General features: G+C 58.4%; 17 protein-coding genes and 1 tRNA gene. 8 read left to right on the forward strand and 10 right to left on the reverse strand.

All coding sequences use genetic code 11. From position 1 onward, the window contains the following. Window positions 1-188 precede the first annotated feature (188 nt). Window positions 189-626, forward strand: coding sequence for a nuclear transport factor 2 family protein (locus AB4Y89_RS00005; protein WP_442298852.1), 438 nt, complete (start codon window positions 189-191; stop codon window positions 624-626). Window positions 627-906: 280 nt separating this feature from the next. On the opposite strand, the gene AB4Y89_RS00010 is transcribed toward AB4Y89_RS00005, so the two are convergent. Then, entirely contained in the window at window positions 907-1,983 is a 1,077-nt protein-coding gene (locus AB4Y89_RS00010; protein WP_442298853.1) for a 1,9-bis(guanidino)-5-aza-nonane synthase, read from the reverse strand. A gap of 115 nt (window positions 1,984-2,098) precedes the next feature. On the opposite strand from AB4Y89_RS00010, the gene AB4Y89_RS00015 reads away from it, so the two are divergent. From AB4Y89_RS00015 to AB4Y89_RS00025, 3 genes are all read left to right on the forward strand, one after another. Continuing rightward, a complete protein-coding gene (locus tag AB4Y89_RS00015; protein ID WP_442298854.1) occupies window positions 2,099-3,028 on the forward strand; it encodes a nuclease in 930 nt (309 codons plus the stop codon). 275 nt (window positions 3,029-3,303) lie between these two features. Next, window positions 3,304-4,089 carry a GNAT family N-acetyltransferase gene (locus AB4Y89_RS00020; RefSeq protein ID WP_442298855.1) on the forward strand — a complete coding sequence of 262 codons (786 nt, stop codon included), beginning with the start codon at window positions 3,304-3,306 and terminating at the stop codon, window positions 4,087-4,089. Between the two features lie 130 nt (window positions 4,090-4,219). Beyond that, window positions 4,220-4,864 (forward strand): lysophospholipid acyltransferase family protein, encoded by a 645-nt coding sequence (locus tag AB4Y89_RS00025; RefSeq protein WP_442298856.1) that lies wholly within the window; start codon window positions 4,220-4,222, stop codon window positions 4,862-4,864. A 112-nt stretch (window positions 4,865-4,976) separates the two neighbouring features. On the opposite strand, the gene udk is transcribed toward AB4Y89_RS00025, so the two are convergent. Together udk and AB4Y89_RS00035 are read right to left on the reverse strand one after the other, a co-directional pair. After that, window positions 4,977-5,600 (reverse strand): uridine kinase, encoded by a 624-nt coding sequence (gene udk, locus AB4Y89_RS00030; RefSeq protein ID WP_442298857.1) that lies wholly within the window; start codon window positions 5,598-5,600, stop codon window positions 4,977-4,979. After that, a complete protein-coding gene (locus tag AB4Y89_RS00035) occupies window positions 5,600-6,421 on the reverse strand; it encodes a purine-nucleoside phosphorylase (protein ID WP_442298858.1) in 822 nt (273 codons plus the stop codon). Before AB4Y89_RS00035 ends, udk begins: the two co-directional genes overlap by 1 nt. 42 nt (window positions 6,422-6,463) lie before the next feature. Here AB4Y89_RS00035 and AB4Y89_RS00040 point away from each other — a divergent pair, with 42 nt between their 5' ends. Next, window positions 6,464-6,931, forward strand: coding sequence for an NUDIX domain-containing protein (locus tag AB4Y89_RS00040; protein WP_442298859.1), 468 nt, complete (start codon window positions 6,464-6,466; stop codon window positions 6,929-6,931). 126 nt (window positions 6,932-7,057) lie between these two features. Here AB4Y89_RS00040 and AB4Y89_RS00045 read toward each other — a convergent pair whose 3' ends face one another. Further along, window positions 7,058-8,794 (reverse strand): VWA domain-containing protein, encoded by a 1,737-nt coding sequence (locus AB4Y89_RS00045; protein WP_442298860.1) that lies wholly within the window; start codon window positions 8,792-8,794, stop codon window positions 7,058-7,060. Window positions 8,795-8,891: 97 nt separating this feature from the next. Then, window positions 8,892-10,136: a flavodoxin-dependent (E)-4-hydroxy-3-methylbut-2-enyl-diphosphate synthase gene (gene ispG, locus AB4Y89_RS00050; protein WP_442298861.1), complete on the reverse strand. Its 1,245-nt coding sequence runs from the start codon at window positions 10,134-10,136 to the stop codon at window positions 8,892-8,894. 64 nt (window positions 10,137-10,200) lie between these two features. Here ispG and AB4Y89_RS00055 point away from each other — a divergent pair. Further along, window positions 10,201-10,277, forward strand: a tRNA-Arg gene (locus AB4Y89_RS00055). A gap of 362 nt (window positions 10,278-10,639) precedes the next feature. Here AB4Y89_RS00055 and AB4Y89_RS00060 read toward each other — a convergent pair. The 3 genes from AB4Y89_RS00060 to AB4Y89_RS00070 all read right to left on the reverse strand — a co-directional run bounded on the left by AB4Y89_RS00060 (window position 10,640) and on the right by AB4Y89_RS00070 (window position 13,529). Further along, complete coding sequence (locus AB4Y89_RS00060; protein WP_442298862.1) at window positions 10,640-12,028, reverse strand: glycosyltransferase family protein; 1,389 nt, start codon at window positions 12,026-12,028, stop codon at window positions 10,640-10,642. A 116-nt stretch (window positions 12,029-12,144) separates the two neighbouring features. After that, the gene (locus AB4Y89_RS00065) at window positions 12,145-13,263 is read right to left on the reverse strand and encodes a PqqD family peptide modification chaperone (RefSeq protein WP_442298863.1); all 1,119 of its coding nucleotides are present in this window, start codon (window positions 13,261-13,263) and stop codon (window positions 12,145-12,147) included. A 107-nt stretch (window positions 13,264-13,370) separates the two neighbouring features. Next, window positions 13,371-13,529, reverse strand: coding sequence for a hypothetical protein (locus AB4Y89_RS00070; protein ID WP_442298864.1), 159 nt, complete (start codon window positions 13,527-13,529; stop codon window positions 13,371-13,373). Window positions 13,530-13,776: 247 nt separating this feature from the next. On the opposite strand from AB4Y89_RS00070, the gene AB4Y89_RS00075 reads away from it, so the two are divergent. Then, window positions 13,777-15,717, forward strand: a complete 1,941-nt coding sequence (locus AB4Y89_RS00075) for an asparagine synthetase B family protein (protein WP_442298865.1) — start codon at window positions 13,777-13,779, stop codon at window positions 15,715-15,717. 10 nt (window positions 15,718-15,727) lie between these two features. Here AB4Y89_RS00075 and AB4Y89_RS00080 read toward each other — a convergent pair whose 3' ends face one another. After that, window positions 15,728-16,681: a radical SAM protein gene (locus AB4Y89_RS00080; RefSeq protein ID WP_442298866.1), complete on the reverse strand. Its 954-nt coding sequence runs from the start codon at window positions 16,679-16,681 to the stop codon at window positions 15,728-15,730. Then, window positions 16,674-17,657, reverse strand: a complete 984-nt coding sequence (locus AB4Y89_RS00085; RefSeq protein WP_442298867.1) for a hypothetical protein — start codon at window positions 17,655-17,657, stop codon at window positions 16,674-16,676. The genes AB4Y89_RS00080 and AB4Y89_RS00085 overlap by 8 nt, the downstream gene beginning before the upstream one ends. A 153-nt stretch (window positions 17,658-17,810) precedes the next feature. On the opposite strand from AB4Y89_RS00085, the gene AB4Y89_RS00090 reads away from it, so the two are divergent. Beyond that, window positions 17,811-18,098, forward strand: a complete 288-nt coding sequence (locus tag AB4Y89_RS00090; protein ID WP_442298868.1) for a PqqD family protein — start codon at window positions 17,811-17,813, stop codon at window positions 18,096-18,098. Window positions 18,099-18,285: the final 187 nt, after the last annotated feature.

The raw sequence follows: 18,285 nt of genomic DNA on the forward strand, positions 1-18,285 counted from the left end.
ACGGCTACACACATCGCTCTTCGACCATGCACCGTCAATCGGGCATGATAGTGATAGTCCATCCGTTCCTCCGGAAACTTCTATTTGCTCGTCACAAACAGAATCTCCAGATACAAACGGATGGACAACAACCTCTTGAAACATCACAGATACCCAGCAACAGGGAAAATGCTCTAGAATCTGCAGCCATGAAGAAGATTGCGTTGTTGTGCGCAGGTCTACTGGTGACTTCGGCTGCGGTGGCGGGCACGCCCGAAGAGGATGCAGTATTAGCTCCTGTACAGGCTTTCTTTGCTGGTCTTTCGGCGCGCGATGCTGCCGCGATGAAGGCTTCGTTTCTGCCCGGTGGGTCGCTGGTATTGATGCGCAACGGCAAGCCCGGACAGATGACGATTGAACAGTTCGCCGAGCGTGTGAGCAAACCAGGAACGACGAAGATTGAAGAGAAGATCCACGACCCGCTGATCCGGATCGATAACGATCTAGCGGTTGTCTGGGCTCCGTTTGACTTCTATGTCGACGGCAAGGTCGATCACTGCGGAACCGACCTCTTCAACATGGTGAAGAAAGACGGGACGTGGATGATCGCAGGGATTGCGGATACCGGGAAGAAAGATTGCAAGTAAGCTCTGTCGGGAAGCCGATATATTCGTTGCCCCATTCTTCGCGGTTGTATCGCGAAGGGTGGGGTATCGCGCTGTGCGCGACCGTTTTCAGCGTATTGAACAAACTTGGTGTCCGCCTTCAGCCAAAGATCAAAACGATCTCGCTTCGCGAGAAACCCCACCCTTCGCTTACAGCGAAGAATGGGGCAACGAATGTATAGCAGCCCGAATATGTCATTGCTGAACATAAGAAGAAAGGCCGGGCGTATGCCCGGCCTTTCTCGTTGATGCGGATGTTGTCTTACGCTGTGACCGGCTCGAGCATCGTGGCGAAGTTCTTGCCGGTGCGGGCGGCGTGGGCTTCTTTGTGGAAGGCGTAGCCGGTGATGAGCGGTAGAGCCATAGTGGCCTCGGCGTAGACCATCTGCTCCCAAGCCAGGTCGACCTTGCCCCAGCTCGAAGCTTCCTTCAGCGTGGAGCCGGAGAGGGCGCCGTCGCGCGAGTCGGCAACGGTGATCTGGATGGCGTACTTGTGCATGGCCACATCTGCATCGTCGCCGAGCAGAACTTCCGCGGCCACAACGATGTCCTGGGCGAAGTTCTTGGGAACGCCGCCGCCGACCATCAGCAGGCCGGTTACAGGATTCTCGAGCTTGATCTTGGTCAGCTCGTAGAAGTCCTTGGCGGAGTCGATGGCAACCACCGGCTTGCCGGCGGCGGTGCGTTGGTGCTGATGAGCGACCAAGCCGAAACCGGCCGAGCAGTCGGAGAAGGCCGGGCAGAAGATCGGCACGTTCTTCTCATAGGCCGCGAGCACGATCGAGTCGGCTCCGCCGTTCGCCGGGGTCTTTCCATTCTTCACCAGGTAGGCGCCCATGGCATGGATGAACTCACGCGAGGAGTAGGCGCGGGGCTCGAGCGAGTCGGCGATGATCTTGGTGGTGTCGTCGCAGATGCGGAGCTCGTCTTCGTCGATGAAGGTGTCGTAGATACGGTCGATGGCCAGATCCCGGAGATCGGCATCGTGGGCACCGTATTTGTACTCTTCGCTCGCGATCCAGTGTTTGAAGCCGAGGGCCTCGAAGAAGTCCTGATCGACAATGTTGGCGCCGGTGGAAACGATGGCGTCGACCATGTTGTTGCGGATCAGGTCAACGAAGATCTGCTTCAGGCCGGCGGAGATGAGCGAGCCGGCGAGGCAGAGGATCACGCCGCAGTCCTTATCCTGCAGCATCATCTCGTAGATCTTGGCGGCGCGGTTGAGGTCACGCGACGAATAGGCCATGTTTGCCATGGCATCGACCAGCGGAACGACGTTGTGCTGCTTGATGTCGATGTGCTGGATGGGGTTGGTCAGAAGCTCTTTTTTAGTCGGCATAACAACCTCTAGGATATCAATTTTGCACTGGAACGGCGCGGGTTTTCGTGAATTTTCGGTTGGCGGAAAAATCCTGGACTTTCGGGGCAATGTGGGGGCGGATATACTCGTCGCCATGCAAAGATTGCGGACCTTGGTGCGCTTTGGCGCGGCTGTAGCGTTGCTGCCTTTAATGGCGGCTCCGCCGACGTTTGGATGGGGGCTGGAAGGCCACATGATGATTAACCGGCTGGCGATACAGGCCCTGCCGGCGGATGTTCCGGCGTTTCTGAAGACGCCCGAAGCGATCAATGAGGTGGAATACCTGGGACCGGAGCCCGATCGCTGGCGCGACTCCACCGAACCCGAGCTGAACGCCGCGCAGGCGCCTGAGCACTTCATGGACATGGAGTGGGCTGATCTGGCTGGGCCGCTCCCGCGCAAGCGCTATGACTTTATCCGCGGGCTGGCCGCGGCGCAGTCGAAGCATCCGGATGTTCCGCTGACTCCCGAAAAGGTTGGTCTGCAACCGTACGTGACCACCGAGGTCTGGGAGCGCCTGAAGGCGGCGATGCGGGCCTACCGGACATTGTCGGCCGAGAAGAAGGATACAAAGCCGGTTGAGGCTGCAATTCTGTTCTACGCCGGCTGGCTTGGGCACTATGTCGGCGACGGCTCCAACCCGCACCATACGTCGATCCAATACAACGGCTGGACCGGGGCGAACCCAAGCGGTTACACCACCGAGCACAAGATCCACGGCCTGATGGAGAGCACGTACGTCAAGGCGAACATCAAGATCGCCGAGGTCTCGCCGCTGGTCAGCAAGGAGCCGAAGCTGCTGGGCGACGTCTTCGACGATTACGTGGCCTACCTGCGGCACTCGCAGACCATGGTGGAGAAGACCTACCAGTTGGAGAAGGCGGGTGGCTTTATGGGTTCGGGCACGCCGGATGCGCGGAGCTTTATTGACGATCGCCTGGCGGCGGGAGCGACAGAGCTGCGGGACATGATCTACACGGCCTGGGTGCGCAGTGCGGACCCGGTGCCACCGTATCGTCCGTAGATCATTTTCCTGTAGGTGTAGTCTAGGGATTCTGCATCTCTGGGCGTTTTCCGCAATGAAAACGCCGCTGCGCGATCCCTCCGGGATACCCAGCAACAGGAAAAATGATCTAGATCCAATGAATTGTGGGCGATAGAACGGGAGAGTCCATTGGACTCTCCCGTTTTTCATATTTGCAGCGTATTTACACGATCTGAACCAGATGTTGACCGCAGATTTGCAGGTTCTTCGCGGAATGGTGTCACTCTTCACGCAGCAATCAGGGCGAGGTGAGGATGGCAACTGCGGTTCGGACTCCGGTTTCTTTGCAGCCGGTTGTATGGGCGCCGGGCGATGCTGTGTTGCAAGTGGGGCCCTACCGGGCAAGGCTGGCGGTAACTGAGGCTGATCGGCTGGCGGTATATCGACTGCGCTTTGTCGTTTTCAACCTGGAGCTGAACGAGGGAAGCGAAGAGGCCTTTGCCACCGGCCACGATCGTGACCGCTTCGATGACGTGTGCGACCACATCGTCGTGGAGCGTATCGAGTGCGGAACGGTGATCGGCACTTATCGGCTGCAGACAGGCCTGCGCGCATTGCAGGCCCATGGATATTACAGCGCACAGGAATTCGATCTCAGCCCGTATGAATCGCTGCGGGAGCGGACAATCGAGCTGGGCCGGGCCTGCATTCATCGCGATCATCGCTTGCCTGAGGTCCTGAATCTGCTGTGGAAGGCAATTGCCCGCTACGCCAAAGAGCGCGATGCGCGCTGGATGATCGGCTGCTGCTCGTTGAACTCACAAGATGCGGCCGAAGGCTGGAGCGTGTTTCGCGGGCTGAAGGAGTACCAGGTGGAGGAGCCTCTCCGGACGCTTCCCCTTCCGGCACTGCGCATGGAGCGCGCCGGAGACGAGGCCGAGGTCAAGCAGCCTCCCAAGCTGCTGCGCAGCTACCTGGCGCTGGGGGCGCGGATCTGCGGAGAACCGGCGATCGACCGCGAATTCCGCACCATCGATTTTCTTACCCTTATGGATTTGGAACGGCTTCATCCTAGAATGGCTGCACGGCTGTTTGGATGAAGGGACGAGAGAGTTGATAGGTGTGTTGCGGGCGCTGCGGCGTCTGTTGTTTCTGGCAGGAATGACGGTAGTAGCGCTGACTGAAGCGGCGCTGCAAAGGGATAAGTCAGCACGGGGCAGGGCGGTTTGGATGTGCAAGTGGAGCCGCTTCGTCGTCCGTATGGCCGGTGTGCGCGTGCGCATCATCGGTGAGCCGGCCCGGCATGGTCTGCTCGTGAGCAACCACATGGGCTATGTCGACGTGCTGGTGTTGGGCTCGATTGTGCCGACGGTCTTCGTCTCAAAGGCAGAGGTGAAAGACTGGCCGGTCTTCGGCTGGTTAACTCGCATTGCCGGCACCATCTTCGTGAATCGCGAGAACCGGATGGCGACGGCCAGTGTGGCTGCGCAGATGCACGAGCGCATGGAGCAGGGATTGATGGTGCTGTTTTTCCCTGAGGGAACCAGCTCGGATGGCGAGCAGATTCGACCATTCCGTACATCGCTCTTTGAGGCGCCGGTAAGGGCCGAGGCGGAGATCTGGACGTGTTGCGTCCGCTATGCGATTCCGGGCGAGGGACGTGAGGCGGTGCGGCAGAAGGTGGCCTACTGGGGCAATATGAGCTTCGGCCCGCACATGATGAAGCTGTTCACACTAAAGACGATTGAGGCCGTGGTGGAGTACTCACCAGTGGCGATCCGCACCGAAGACCGCAAGGATGCCGCGCGGAGAAGCGAAGCGCTCATGCGCGGCATGCACGAAGAACTTGCAGCAAGCGAGCCTGTTCTCTCATGAGTTTTAGAGCATTTTCCCTGCTGCTGGGTATCCCGGAAGGGATACCCAGCAGCGTTTTCACTACGGAAAACGCCCATAGATACGGAAGCCCTACACCTGCAGGGAAAATGCTTTAGCGAGAGAGCAGGTTCCGCTTGCGCAGCTCCACCAGAATGCTTTCGACAGACCAGTCCAGAGCCTCGGTGCCTTTGACGGTCATGTTGGCATTGAGCTGCGAGGGAACGACGTACATCTCAGCCATTGGCCTTGCCGTCGCTTCGAACTGATCACGGACCGACTGCTCGGTACGTCCACGCTCACGCATATCGCGGTAGATGCGGCGGTTGAGGCAGATCTGGTTGGGCGCGTCGACGTAGACGGAAAAGCTGTAGAGCGGAAGCAGCTCCGGATAGTGCAGCGCCAGGATGCCTTCGACAATGACGACGCGTGTGGGCGTAACCGGATCGAACTGGTTGGGGACACGCGAGTGGGTCTTGAAGTCGTAGATCGGCCGGCGGATGGGTTTGCCGTCGGCGAGCAGCCGGACGTGCTCGATGAGCAGTTCAGCCTCAAGCGAATCCGGGTGGTCGAAGTTCGTCTTGTCGCGGGCCTCGAACGGCAGGTGCGAGAGATCGCGATAGTAGAGATCGAGCGCGAAGAGCGTAGCTTCGAGCTGGGTACAGAGCTCGCGCGCGAGGGTGGTCTTGCCCGAACCCGAACAACCGGCAATTGCAATGACGAGTGGCTTGAACATCATTAGATCTGCGGCACCAGAGCGGTAAGAAGTGCCGTGAACTGACCCTCGATGCGCTTGCCGATTTCCATGACCTCTTCGTGATTGATGGGCTGGTCGAGCACTCCCGCCGCCATGTTGGTCACCACGGAGAGGCCCAGGACCTCAATGCCCATGTGGCGGGCGATGATGACCTCGTGCACGGTCGACATGCCGACAAGATCCGCTCCCAGAGTGCGGAAGGCGCGGATCTCCGCCGGTGTCTCATAGCTGGGTCCAAGGACAGCGAGGTAGACGCCTTCGTTAAGCGTCCAACCCTGTTTGGCAGCCTCATGGATGGCGAGCTTACGCAGCGCAGGCGAGTAGGCTGCGGACATATCGAAGAAGCGCGGGCCTAGCGCGTCGATATTGGGGCCGAGAGCCGCGTTGGTTCCGGAGAGATTGATGTGGTCAGAGAGGGCGACGATGGCTCCCTGGCCATAGCGCGTGTTGATGCCGCCGGCGGCATTGGTAACGATCAGCTTTTTGACACTAAGCAAGCCGAGTACTCGCGTGGGGAAGGTGACCTGCGCCATGGTGTATCCCTCGTAGGCATGGACGCGACCCTGCATGACGGCGACGGGGACTCCATCGATGGTGCCCAGCACCAGCTTGCCACTGTGTCCCGCAACGGTTGACTGCGGGAAGTTCGGAATCTCAGCATAGGGAATCGTGACCGCATCGGCCACCTGTGAGGCGAAGCTGCCGAGGCCGGAGCCGAGGATGATGGCGAGCTTGGGTTCCAGGGATGTCTTGGAGCGGATATACGAAACGGCGGTCTGGGCGTTGCTCAATATTTCGGACATGAGGAGTTGCAAAGAGGGTATCAAAGACGAAACCATAGTGCGATGGCTGAGAAGCAGAGTGCCGGGCTACTGATGTACCGTTTGCAGCATGCGGTCCTGGAGGTGTTTCTGGTGCACCCTGGCGGACCCTTCTGGAGTAAGAAGCAGGCCGGTCACTGGACTGTTCCCAAGGGAGAATTCCTTGACGGGGAAGAGCCTCTGGCAGCCGCAGTTCGGGAATTTCGAGAAGAGACTGGATTCGAGGCCGAAGCGCCGTTTCTTCCGCTCGGGTCCATCCGCCAGAAGAGCGGAAAGAAGGTTGAGGCGTGGGCCTTTCGCGGAGATTTCGAGGCGGACACGCTGGTCAGCAATACCTGCATGGTGGAGTGGCCGCCACGGTCAGGAAAGAAGATCGAAATCCCCGAAGTTGATGAAGGCCGCTGGTTCAATCTTGAGAACGCCAAAGAGTATCTACGCGAAGCACAGTGGCCGTTTCTCGATCGTCTGGAAGAGGCGATCAAACCGTCTTAGAGCATTTCCCCTGTTGCTCGGTATCCCGTGAGGGCCGTGCAGCGGCGCTTTCATTGCGGAAAACGCCCATAGATGCGGAATCCCTACATTCCACCCATAGGGAAAATGCTCTAGTCCCGCAGTAATTTATGGCTTTGGTGATGGCACCGCATTGGTTGGAAGCTCCACGGCACCGACCTTGTTACTCAACAGATCGTGAATGCCAATCCTCAGGAAGACCTCTCCTTTTGCAGGAACGCTGATGTTCTCAGAGAACTGTACCCCCTGCTGCATCATGATCTTATAGTTGTCGGGCTTCAGAGAGATGGTGAGCGGACTGCTTGTGGAGGCCAGGGGCTTGCCATCCCGGTCATAAGCGACGACAACGAACTGCAGCCCAAGGATGTGGTTCCCGTCTTTTCCGATCGGAGACGAGATGTCGCCCGGAAGCGCTACATAGTTGATGGTGTACTTCCGGAACGGGCCTTTCAACGCAGGTGCGGTGCTGGTACTGGGTTCTGCGGTATCGGTCAGCGTTGCAGCCGAGAGGACCTGTGCTTTGAAGAGAATCTCGGTCGGTTGCGGTCCACCGCGTTGCATGGCAGCACGCATGGCATCGTAGCCCGGCGCAGTGGTTTGGGAGTTCGTCGCCGCCATCGATTCCTGCGGCGGATATGCATAGTAACCACGGCGATAGGTAAGCTGCACGTTCTGTATGTCAGAGTGCACGACGATCTTGCGATATCTGCTATTCCAGTCTTTGTTTGAGGGAGTGTAGATCAGGGTATAAAAGTTTGAGCCGGAGTCGATGGCCTTCTGCACCGCCGAGTGCAGATTGTTCGTATTGAGAAAAGCCTTGCCTCCCGTCGCCTCGGCCATTTGCAGCATCGTGGCGTGTTCGTCGGCAGTCTGCGCGGAAAATTTCGCGAGGTCCTGCGCGAACCCGCGAGGGTTGCGGGCATAGCGTGCACCTGAGTTTGACGCGTCATACATCGGTGGCGCAAAGAGGCCTCGTGCATCGACCGGGTAGACAGCGACCTGGCTGCGGGTAAGCAGGTTCGTCGTGTCCTGGAACTCCTTATCCGAAGAGAACTGCATGGTGTTGGGGTTATCGCCATCCGGCAGGACGCTGAGCGGGAATGACCCCGAAAACCAGATCAGGTTTTTGCGTCCGGGAAACGCGGAGAGATAGCGGCCAAGCTGATTCATCGCGTCCATCGTGTATAGAACACGCATCTGGTTTTGGATCGCGGTGATGTTGTCTTCGAACTGCTGCAGGTTTGCGAGTGTCTCCGCACTGGCCCCGGTGAGGGCGGCCTGGTCTGAGATCGTGTCGCTACCGATCGGCTCGGGAAGAAGGGGAGAGTTCTTCGGGTTGCTCTTCTTGTGCTCGAGCGCCGCACGCAGCACGGAGGGATCAGACGTAAAACCCTGCAGCAGGATCAGATGTGAGGTCAGGCCGAAGATTGCGATATTCGCGCCCGGCTGCATGGTCTTCAGGAACTCCATCATCTGGTTGCGGACGTAGGCCTGGTCTTTGAGCGGTGTGTTCAATGTATCCAGCAGCACCACATTCAGAGGCCGGTCGGTCGGAGCGGGGGTGTAATTGGTAAAGATTCCGGCATCCATCTTGAACGACGGTCCCAGCTTTACGGGGGCTGCTACGGAAGGTGCCGTGTGCTCTTCAAAGCGAGCGATGGATTGTGCGACACCGTTTTCCGTCAGCGTAAAGTCGGAGGCTTTGAGATCGTGGATGGGATTACCGCGCGAGTCGGTCACGGCGACATCGACGATAACGATCTGAGTGCCGGTGCGAATGGTTGGTGTCTGTGAAGCTGCAGACACTGTGAGCACGATGAAGGCCAGAGCAGGATACGTGCGCATAATTTGTGTGGAACGAGGGTAGCGGAGTTTGTGCGGCATGCAAAGCAAAAAGACCGGCGGATGCCGGTCTTTTCAGGGAAGGACGGAGATTCAGGAGTTACGCGTTGACCAGTTCGACATGGGGCTGGTTGCCGTAACGCTGCTTCACGTAGTTATCGAGGATGACCTGGAACTCCTGCACGATGTGGTCGCCCTTAAGCGTTGTGAAGAGCTTGCCGTCGACATACACGGGAGCCTTAGGCTCCTCAAAGGTGCCGGGAAGCGAGATGCCGATGTTGGCGTGCTTCGACTCACCCGGACCGTTGACGATGCAGCCCATGACGGCCAGCTTCATCTCTTCAACGCCAGGGTAGATCTTCTTCCAGTCGGGCATGGAGGCGGTGAGGTAGTTCTGCACCTGCTGTGCCAGCTCCTGGAAGTAGGTGCTGGTGGTGCGCCCGCAGCCGGGGCAGCTTGTCACCTGGGGCATGAAGCTGCGAATGTTCAGGGACTGCAGCACCTGCTGGGCGCAGCGGACCTCTTCGCTGCGGTCGCCGCCGGGTGTAGGAGTGAGCGAGACGCGGATGGTGTCGCCGATACCGGCCAGAAGCAGGGGAGCCAGACCGGCGGCGGAGGCGACAGTGCCCTTCATGCCCATACCGGCTTCGGTGAGGCCAAGGTGCAGAGCATGGTCACAGCGGCGGGCGAGCTCAGAGTAGACGTCGATCAGGTCGCGGACATTCGAGACCTTGGCGGAGAGCACGATCTGGTCGCGGCGAAGACCATAGCGCTCGGCGGCAGCGGCGTTGTCAACGGCGGAGACGACCATGGCCTCCATCATGACGTCGCGGGCGTCGAGTGGAGTGGCAGACTTGGAGTTCTCGTCCATCATCCGGGTCAGCAAGGCCTGGTCGAGCGAGCCCCAGTTCACGCCGATACGGACGGGCTTCTGGTTCTTGACGGCGCATTCCACCATAGTGCGGAAGTTATCGTCGTCCTTCCGGCCAATGGAAACATTGCCGGGGTTGATGCGGTACTTGGAGAGCGCCTGAGCGCAGGCGGGGTACTTCGTCAGCAGGATATGGCCGTTGTAGTGGAAATCGCCGATGATGGGCGTATTCCAGCCTTTGTTGTGAATGCCTTCCACAATATAGGGAACAGCCTTGGCCGCGTCGTCATTATTAACGGTGATGCGGACCATCTCAGACCCGGCGCGCGCCAGGGCGGCGATCTGCTGGACGGTGGATTCGATGTCGGCGGTGTCAGTGTTGGTCATCGACTGCACGACGACGGGCGCGTCGGAACCTACACGGACGCCTCCAACATTGACGGTTACAGCTTTGCGGCGGTGGATTTCAGGCATTGGACTCTCTACCTTTAAGTTTACCGCAGCGGGTAGTGGGGGCCGGGTTAGACTGGAGGGAAGTGGCCCGGTAGCTCAGTTGCATAGAGCGGCGCACTCCTAAGGCGAAGGTCGCAGGTTGGACTCCTGCCCGGGTCACCACTAAGCTCAATAAAAACAATAAGATGCGGTGAATGATGCACCTTCTTCTCTAGGGGGCGTTCGCGTTTGGGATACTTTCTCGAAAACTTCTGCAGGTCCCCGCAAGCCGATGCGGCCGGCGAGGGTCGCTGCTGGGGTTTTCGATCCCTCAGATTCACCCTATTATTGACGAGCAAATCTTGCCCGCCCATCTCTACGATTCGGGTAGGCGCCGCCTCCGAAGATACGCTTGTATCGTCATTGCCTTTACACCGCTCTCGAACCACCGATGACGGAGGGCGAGGCGGAGACAGTCACCGAACCCGAATTGGCGGAGGAGGCGTGATGCGGACCATCCTCCAGGTCCTCAAGCGGGCTGGAGCCTATGCCGAGAAGAGAGCGACCTTTTGCTGTATTTCCTGCCGCTGAGCCTCTGAAAGATCGGTGGACGGTACTCGCGAGCAAAGCATCAACGAAAAGTAATCGAAGGGTACGTCTCGCAGTACTTGCCAAGCGAAGGCTGAGGGGTTCTCTCGTTGAAAAGGAACGCTGCGTGCACGCCCGGCCGCCGAGCGCAGATACCCGCGAAGTCTTTCCTGCTCCGAGGTCGAAGCCAGAGAAAGTGCGGTCATCAGAACCCGGTCGCGATACATAGAGGCCAGCAGCGGACGTACCCGCGCGATCGCTTCCGGCAAACGCCAGGTTGCAACCAAAAGTCGCACCACCAGCAACCGAAGTTGCAGATAGTGGGGATATCTCTCGAGCGTCCGCAACGCCTCTTCGAGGTTTGCTTCGCTCTTCAGGTCACGCTCCATCAACCGATGAAATGCTTCCATCGCCTCGATCGCTTCCGGGGTCTGTGCAGGCAGCGTGATGCGATTCTCGGGGGATGGAGCATGTGAAAGATACCACGCCGCATGCTGCTCGATTCCCGAGGCCAATCCGTTGCGCGCGAATGCATAGGCATGGCAACGTTCACGTTCAGCGTGAAGCTCTTCGGGATGTAGATAGAGCCTCTCCAGAATCGTTTCAAGCTCCTGCGGATTCTGGAAGCAAAGTACCTCCTTCAGGTGCGGTGCATAAGTGGAAGACCGCTGGACAATGGCGGCGATGCCCGCGGCCGCATACTCAAAGAGCTTCACATCCGTTCGCCCCGCGTTGAATCCCGTTGCAGCAAGCGGAATCAGACCGACGTGAAGTGTATGAAGGAATGCTTCATAGCTTGCCGGTGAACCAAAATCTTCGAAGCGGAACTGATCTGCAGGAAGTTCTCCGAAGAGTTCGTGCAACATCTCGAGATCGCCCTTCATCGCGAGTTGGATCTCAGGGTGCCGATGTAGCAGATCGCGCAGCATCCGTACCATCGGGCGAAGGTCTTCCCGATGCGAGCGGGTTCCTGCCCAGCCGACCGTGAATCCCGGAGGCTTCTTTGCCAGTCTGGCAGGGATCTCGATCAGATTCGGCAGCACCTGCCTGCATGAGGAGAGGATGGCGTACTTGCGCTCCAACGCCGCAGAAGAGAACTGTAACCCTGCGCAACGCGATGCGAGATTGAAGCAGTCGCTAAGGATCAACGGACTGCGCCGTGGCTTCTTTCGCCACGGCGCTGGTGCGCTCATATCGTCGGCTATCTCGTAGAGCGTGGCTTTGCCATGCTCCCTCCGCCAGTCGATCACCGCCTCCAGAGCCATATCGTGTTGAACGTGCAGAACCAGAATGTCTGCGGCATACGCCATCGCCGGGGCATCGGGATGATCAGAGGAGATTCCCATCGCCTCGAATCTTCCATCACGATTTAGCAGCGCACACGGGCGCTCAATCCTGTGGAAGAGATTCGCGCGGTCCTCATTCTGCCTGTCCCACGAATGCAGATGGACCAACGTTATCTTCACCCCGCAGCTCCCGACTTTCGCCAGAAGACACATGTCGTATTGACCCACTGCATTGGGTCGGAAATGTCATGCCTTGCGCGGAACTCATCGATGGCCTCACGGCAGGCGGGAAGGCCGTAGTCGTCCACAATGATGAATCCGCCTGGACTGACCCGATGGTACAGATTATTCAGCGCATCCATGGTGGAGGAGTACATGTCGGCGTCGAGCCGGAGCAGTGCGAGCGGGCCGGTGTCTGCCTGCGGAAGTGCGTCCGCAAACAGGCCTGGAAGGAATCGCACCCTGCCGTCCAATAGACCAAGGTCACGGAAGTTGTCCATGACTGTACGAAGCGGAGCTACCAGGATCGGGAAAGCGTTCTTTGAGAAATCCACACCAAACCGGATATCGGGTTCAGAGGTGTTCACAGGAAGGCCGTCGAAGGTGTCCGCCAACCATACCGAGCGGTCCTCTTGCTGGTGAGCAAGCTGCAGCGCCCGCATCATCATGGATGCGCCGCCCTGCCAGACGCCAGCCTCCAGAAAGTCGCCAGGAATCTCATCAGCGAAGACCTGTTCCGCGCAGAACTCAATGTTATCCAGACCGGCAAGACCGATCAGCGTGCGGGGGAAGCTCCGGTTGGAGAGAGCAGGGTTTCCCAGACGAAGACCCCGGATGCAGGTGGCATAAGCCTCGGCATCGGTGTATCGCACTTGAACCATCTGGGCGGTGCGGGTCTTGCGGTCAGTGCTGAACGCACCCTCCTCAAGCCGCGAGATCCTCAGGGCGTTTTCAGGGTAAACAAGGTTGGTCAGAGTCCGTTTGAGGAGATGAAGATAGCGGCTCCGCTGTTGCTCTGCCGCCGAAGGCGCTGAAACATGTCTGAGCAGCCCAAACCTGTCCAACTCGTTCAGAAACTCAAGTGTGCTTCTGCGGCAGACAGCTTCACGGACATCGTAACTCGCCAGCAGACGAGCTACGATACCCGTGATTGTGATGGGATATTCCAGAAGATCCCAGATCGCGAGACCAATACTGTTCAAGCTCAGAAGCTGCAGATCACCGTTCCGCAAACAGATGGATGAGCCATCGTAGAGGATGCCACTAAAAACTCTACGCAGGTACTTCTCAGACATGCAGACGCCTGTTCTGCTCTTTTTGCCGCAGTACAAGCAGCGGAATTCTGGAGCCGAATAGCCAGCATCCCGTCGCCGACAAATGTGTTCCCAACCCAGCTCCAGTTCTAGCTATAAACCGTGGTCCCATCAGGATTAAAACTTCCGCTTGATGCACTGTCGGCACTGGCCAGATCTCGTTCCCCAATCTGCGGAGTCGACCACTCGAGCTTGCCTTCAGGATTGGCTTGGTTATCGTTTGACGGGATTGGGGCAGACGAATTCATAAAACCTCCGAGTGAAGAGACAATTTGATACCGAGCGATGATAGCTTGTTGCGCCAATTAACGGAACTTTCGAGTCTTCGGCAAAGAAGAAGACTTTATTCCTGATCAAAAAATCTGATGTTTCATTTCAAGCTATCAAGACACTTCGAAGTTGTCATCTGCAGTTGGCGGAACAAAGACACAAGCGAGCCTTCCTTCTAAGCATTGGCTTCCGATCTGACGCTGCCTGCACGATACACTTCACGGTATGTCGGCGATTGCTGCCTCCTTATCTTTCGACGGATCTCCCGTCGCCGGGTCGCGTTGCGAGAGGATTCTGCGGGGTCTGGCCCCCTATGGGTCCGGAAAGCCGTCAAGCTGGACCGCCGGGAGCGTGGCTGTGGGCTGCGATCTCCGCGCATCGCTGCCGGAAGATGCCTTCGATCGGCAGCCGGCTACGAGCCGCGACGAGCGGTACGCCCTCGTCGCAGATATTCGACTGGACAATCGCCTGGAGTTGGCAGAGTTACTCGGTCTCACGCAGACAGCAGCCCCATCCCTATCCGACTGCGCCATTCTTCTTGAAGCAATCTGCCGCTGGGGTATGGACGCGCTCGATCACCTGACAGGGGTCTTCGCCTTCGTGCTCTGGGATACCCGATTACGGCGTCTGCATCTGGCCCGAGACCCCGTGGGCGAGCGCCCTCTGTTCTTTTACCAGGGCAGCGATTTTGTCGCGGTGGCGTCGATGCCACGTGGCCTGCACGCCTTGTCGGAGGTTCCCTACGAGGTGAACGAAGAACGGGTCGCGCAGGTGATGGTTCCCATCATGGGCCCCACAGACGAGACGTTCTTCCGTGGACTCCATTCGGTGCTTCCAGGCAACGTGGTCACTTTTACAGAAGTCGGCGGCCGCTCCCACTCGAGATACTGGCGGCCGGAAGAGATTGCCCCATGTCACCAGACACGGGAGCAGAGCGCCGGGGCGCTCCAGGAAGCCTTTGACCGCGCCGTAACGGCTCAGTTGCGCGGCCGTGGCGACGTCATCAGCCAGTTGAGCGGCGGAATGGATAGCACGCTGGTGACAGCTACAGCAGCCCGCCTGATGGCCGGCAGCAATCGCCGCCTGATCGCGGTCACGGCAGCTCCTGTCGCAAGGGCCACCGAGGACCGGCAATGGGGGAGAGTTCCGGACGAGACGGAGTTCGCCGAGCTCACCGCTGCCCTCTACCCAGAGATGGAACATCTGATTCTGCGCCCGCCCATACACATCTCCCCACTGGACGAATTCATGCCTGACGAGGCCATTTTGGGGAGGCCACAGGGGCATCTCTGCAACCTGACCTGGTTTGATTCCATATACCAGGTGGCGCACGAGCGCGGCATCCCGATTGTTCTCCATGGTGTACCTGGCAACGTTACGGTCAGTCATCCGGGACTGGATACTCCGGCTGCCCTGGCGAGGTGTGGCCATTTGTGGCACGCTGCCCGTGAAATACAAGCGCTCCAGCGAAGGGGATTCCTGTCGAGGCGCGGAGCCGTCCGAGCCGCGGTAAACGCATTATTCCCAGCGTTGGCGTCACGTATCAACCGGTCCCGGTCGCTGAGATCCTTACGCCCTGGCTGGATGGGCCCGGTACATCCCGATCGCGTAAGGCAATACGATCTTTCGCGCCGCTTCGAGGAGTTGGTTCGCTCACCCCGGGCGGAGGGTCTGGACAAGAGGATCGCTGTACTCGAAACCTGCCAGGAACTAGGCCAGTTTAATAAAGCGACGCTAGCCTGCTGGGGCGTTGACCAGCGCTCCCCCATGGCAGACCGAAGGGTATTGGAGGTCTGCTTTTCCATCCCGGCGGAGCACTATCTCGAAGACGGGCAGACCTGTGCCATGCACCTTCGAGCATTCGGCGACCGGCTTCCGAAGGCGCTGTACTCGGCTCGACCGAGGGGTCTGCAGGGAAGCGACTGGTGGGACCGTCTGCGCCCCGGACGGGGGCGCGTGCGCGCAGAGATTGCGGAGATGCAGCGCTCAGCATTGTGCCTGCATCTGCTCGATCTGCCCCGTCTATCGGCGCTTGTGGATGCGTGGCCCACGGTCGAGCGGCTGCAGCAGGCCGAAACCATCGACTACCGTTCGCGACTGCTGCGCGCAATCGCCATGGGCCGTTTTCTTCGCATGGTGGAGCGTGGACGGCCCGTAATCCTATAGTCTGCACACCTCAGTTGCAGGCCAGGACACAGATGCTGCAGGAGGCGTGCAGCTTGCGCGCCTCGGCAAATCCATCCAGCGCAACGATCCCATCCAGCGGAGTTTGCTTGATATCCGCGTATTCGGTGCCGAACATGCAACTGCGCAGACGTCCTTCCGTATTGAAGAAAAGGAAGTTTCCTGCGTGACAGCGGCGTGCAATGCGATGCGGATCGCTGACCAGGTAGATCCAGTCGTCGATTGAACCACTCACTTGGATGCGAGAGTCCTCAGAGGCGCGTTTATAGAGCTGTAGACCCAGTTGGATCAAGGTGACGCGATTCCGTTTGCACCATTCCGGCATCTTCTGGTCCGCAATCGTATCCATGGTCACGTGTTTGTAATCGTGCCGTAAATACACGCCCACCTCGTCGAATCCCAGTCTGTTGAGCACGTGGTCGATTGTGGCAAGAACCGAGTTGAGGTTCTCCTCCTGGACCACAATTGTGGCGCGGGTCTTCACACGCGATCTCAGTTCTCGCCGCAGATGCAGCAGATGAGCACAATTGGCTTCAACTCCGGCCAGAAAGTCGCCTCCGCGGATGATCTGGAAAGCTGACGTCTGTAGTGAGTCGTAGGACACAGCGACGGAGTGCTCCTCACCATTCAGAACCTCGATAAGGCCCTGAAGCATAGCCGGCTTGATGTGCAGCAGGTTCGTGGCGAAGCGAACCGCGAATCCGCATGTCACGGCATCGCGCACGATGTCGAGGACATCGGGCCGTAGGGTGGGTTCCCCCCCGCCCAGTACAAGCGACGTCATGCCACGCCGTACCGCCGGCTCCAGAAGCAACGTGCGAATCTGTTCTCTGCTCAATTGCCTGCGCCTGCCTTCACGATACGGAAGCGTAACGCACATCGGGCAGCTCATATCGCACGCTGCCACCACCTCCAGGTAAAGAATGCTCGGATTGGCATTAACCATGGCTGGCCTCTACCGGCTGCGTCAATTCGACCAACGAATGTAGTAGAGCGGGGGCCTGATCGAAGAGCCGCTCCACCCCGTCCGGCAATGTTAGCCGGAAAACCGGAACCGAGCTTGCGATCTGCAGGGCAGCCCGGTACGAGACCGCCCGATATTGCGCTGGAAGTTGTGCGCTCCAGTACCCGTGCTGACCGGCAGCGTGTATCGCATTGGGAATGGCGAGGCGGGTTGCGCTCCATGTGCGCTGCTGCGGCTCGCGAGGTTCCAGCACTAAAAGAGCTTGGATCGGTGCAGGCGGCCGTGGCGAAGCTGACTGTTCCGTATGCCAACGCCAGCGCACCTTCTCCTCGCCTGCATGCTCCCTCTCCCACTCCGGAAGTATCTCTCGCTCTACCATCCGTGCGGCTAGAGACCGGCTCAGGGCTAGATGGGGCAAACCGGGCAGGACAGACCAAGTTCCTTTTGTAGACTCGCGCAGCACCAGCGTCTCTTCCGCAACCAGACCTGCACCTGCACACAGCAGAGCGGCAGTGGTCGTCGACTTACCCCTGCCGCTCGCGCCAACGATGGCAAAACCGACATCATTGTGCTCAAACATCGCTCCATGAAGCACCGCGGAGCCGCGCAGGAGTACAAGCGCCGGCAACCCTTGATAAACAATCAGGCGGCTTAAATCCCCTTCGAGATATCCTCCACGGCAAAACCAACGGAGGAAACCCGCTGCATCAATCTCCAGTAAAGCCTCGCGTCCGGATGCTTCGTCGTAACAGCGCAACAACCATCGCTCGGAACTAAGGATGGAAAATTCGAGATAGTTTGACATCCGGAAATCGAATCCTGTCCAAGGCCTTTCACCGAGTGTCTTATCCTCCCGGATCGCCAGCATCGGCCGCTTACGCACTCCCGCGGATTGCTGAGCAGGTAAAGCAAGGTCCGATTGGATGTCGAAGTCAAAAGCCGTATAACAAAACAACATGGACTCGCTCCGATAAAATACGGCTCGCTTGCGGGGTTCTCGTTTGCCTCAACTGTAGCTCCCTGGGCTGTCCCGCCGTGGTGGTCTTATATTAACGAAATCCGGCTGCTGATATAGAATTCCCCAAACACCCTGCTGAGGAGCCAAGCCATCTTGTACAGCAATACAAAAGTACAACGAGCGAACCACACCATCAGCGCGGAGTATCATGACTCCCTCATCATGTTGGATCCCCTGCGAGGCAAATACCTTGAGTTAAACCCGGTAGCGAAACGCATCTGGGAGTTGATTGAAGAGCCTGTCACCGTCGATGATCTCGCCTCGATCTTGCTTAAGGAATACGACGTTCCATTCCAAAGGTGCTTTGAAGAGACAAGGGAGATCTTGGAAAAGATGATGACTCTGGAGTTGCTGCAGACCGACCTTCAGCAGACGGCGTAGTAGAACTATCGGGTCTGGCGGCTGAACCTTGACCCTGGAAACGGTTCACTATCTTCTCTGTGCTTTTGCGTTAATTCAGATCTCGCCAGTAACTCACTCACAACGAAGTGCCTGCAGGCTCAACTGGGGCTGCGCGCCGCGCGGGGATGGAAACCTCAGATCTTAGATCAGCCGACGACCAATTGAT

The sequence above is a fragment of the Terriglobus sp. 2YAB30_2 genome, from assembly GCF_052114765.1.
Taxonomy (GTDB): Bacteria; Acidobacteriota; Terriglobia; order Terriglobales; family Acidobacteriaceae; genus Terriglobus.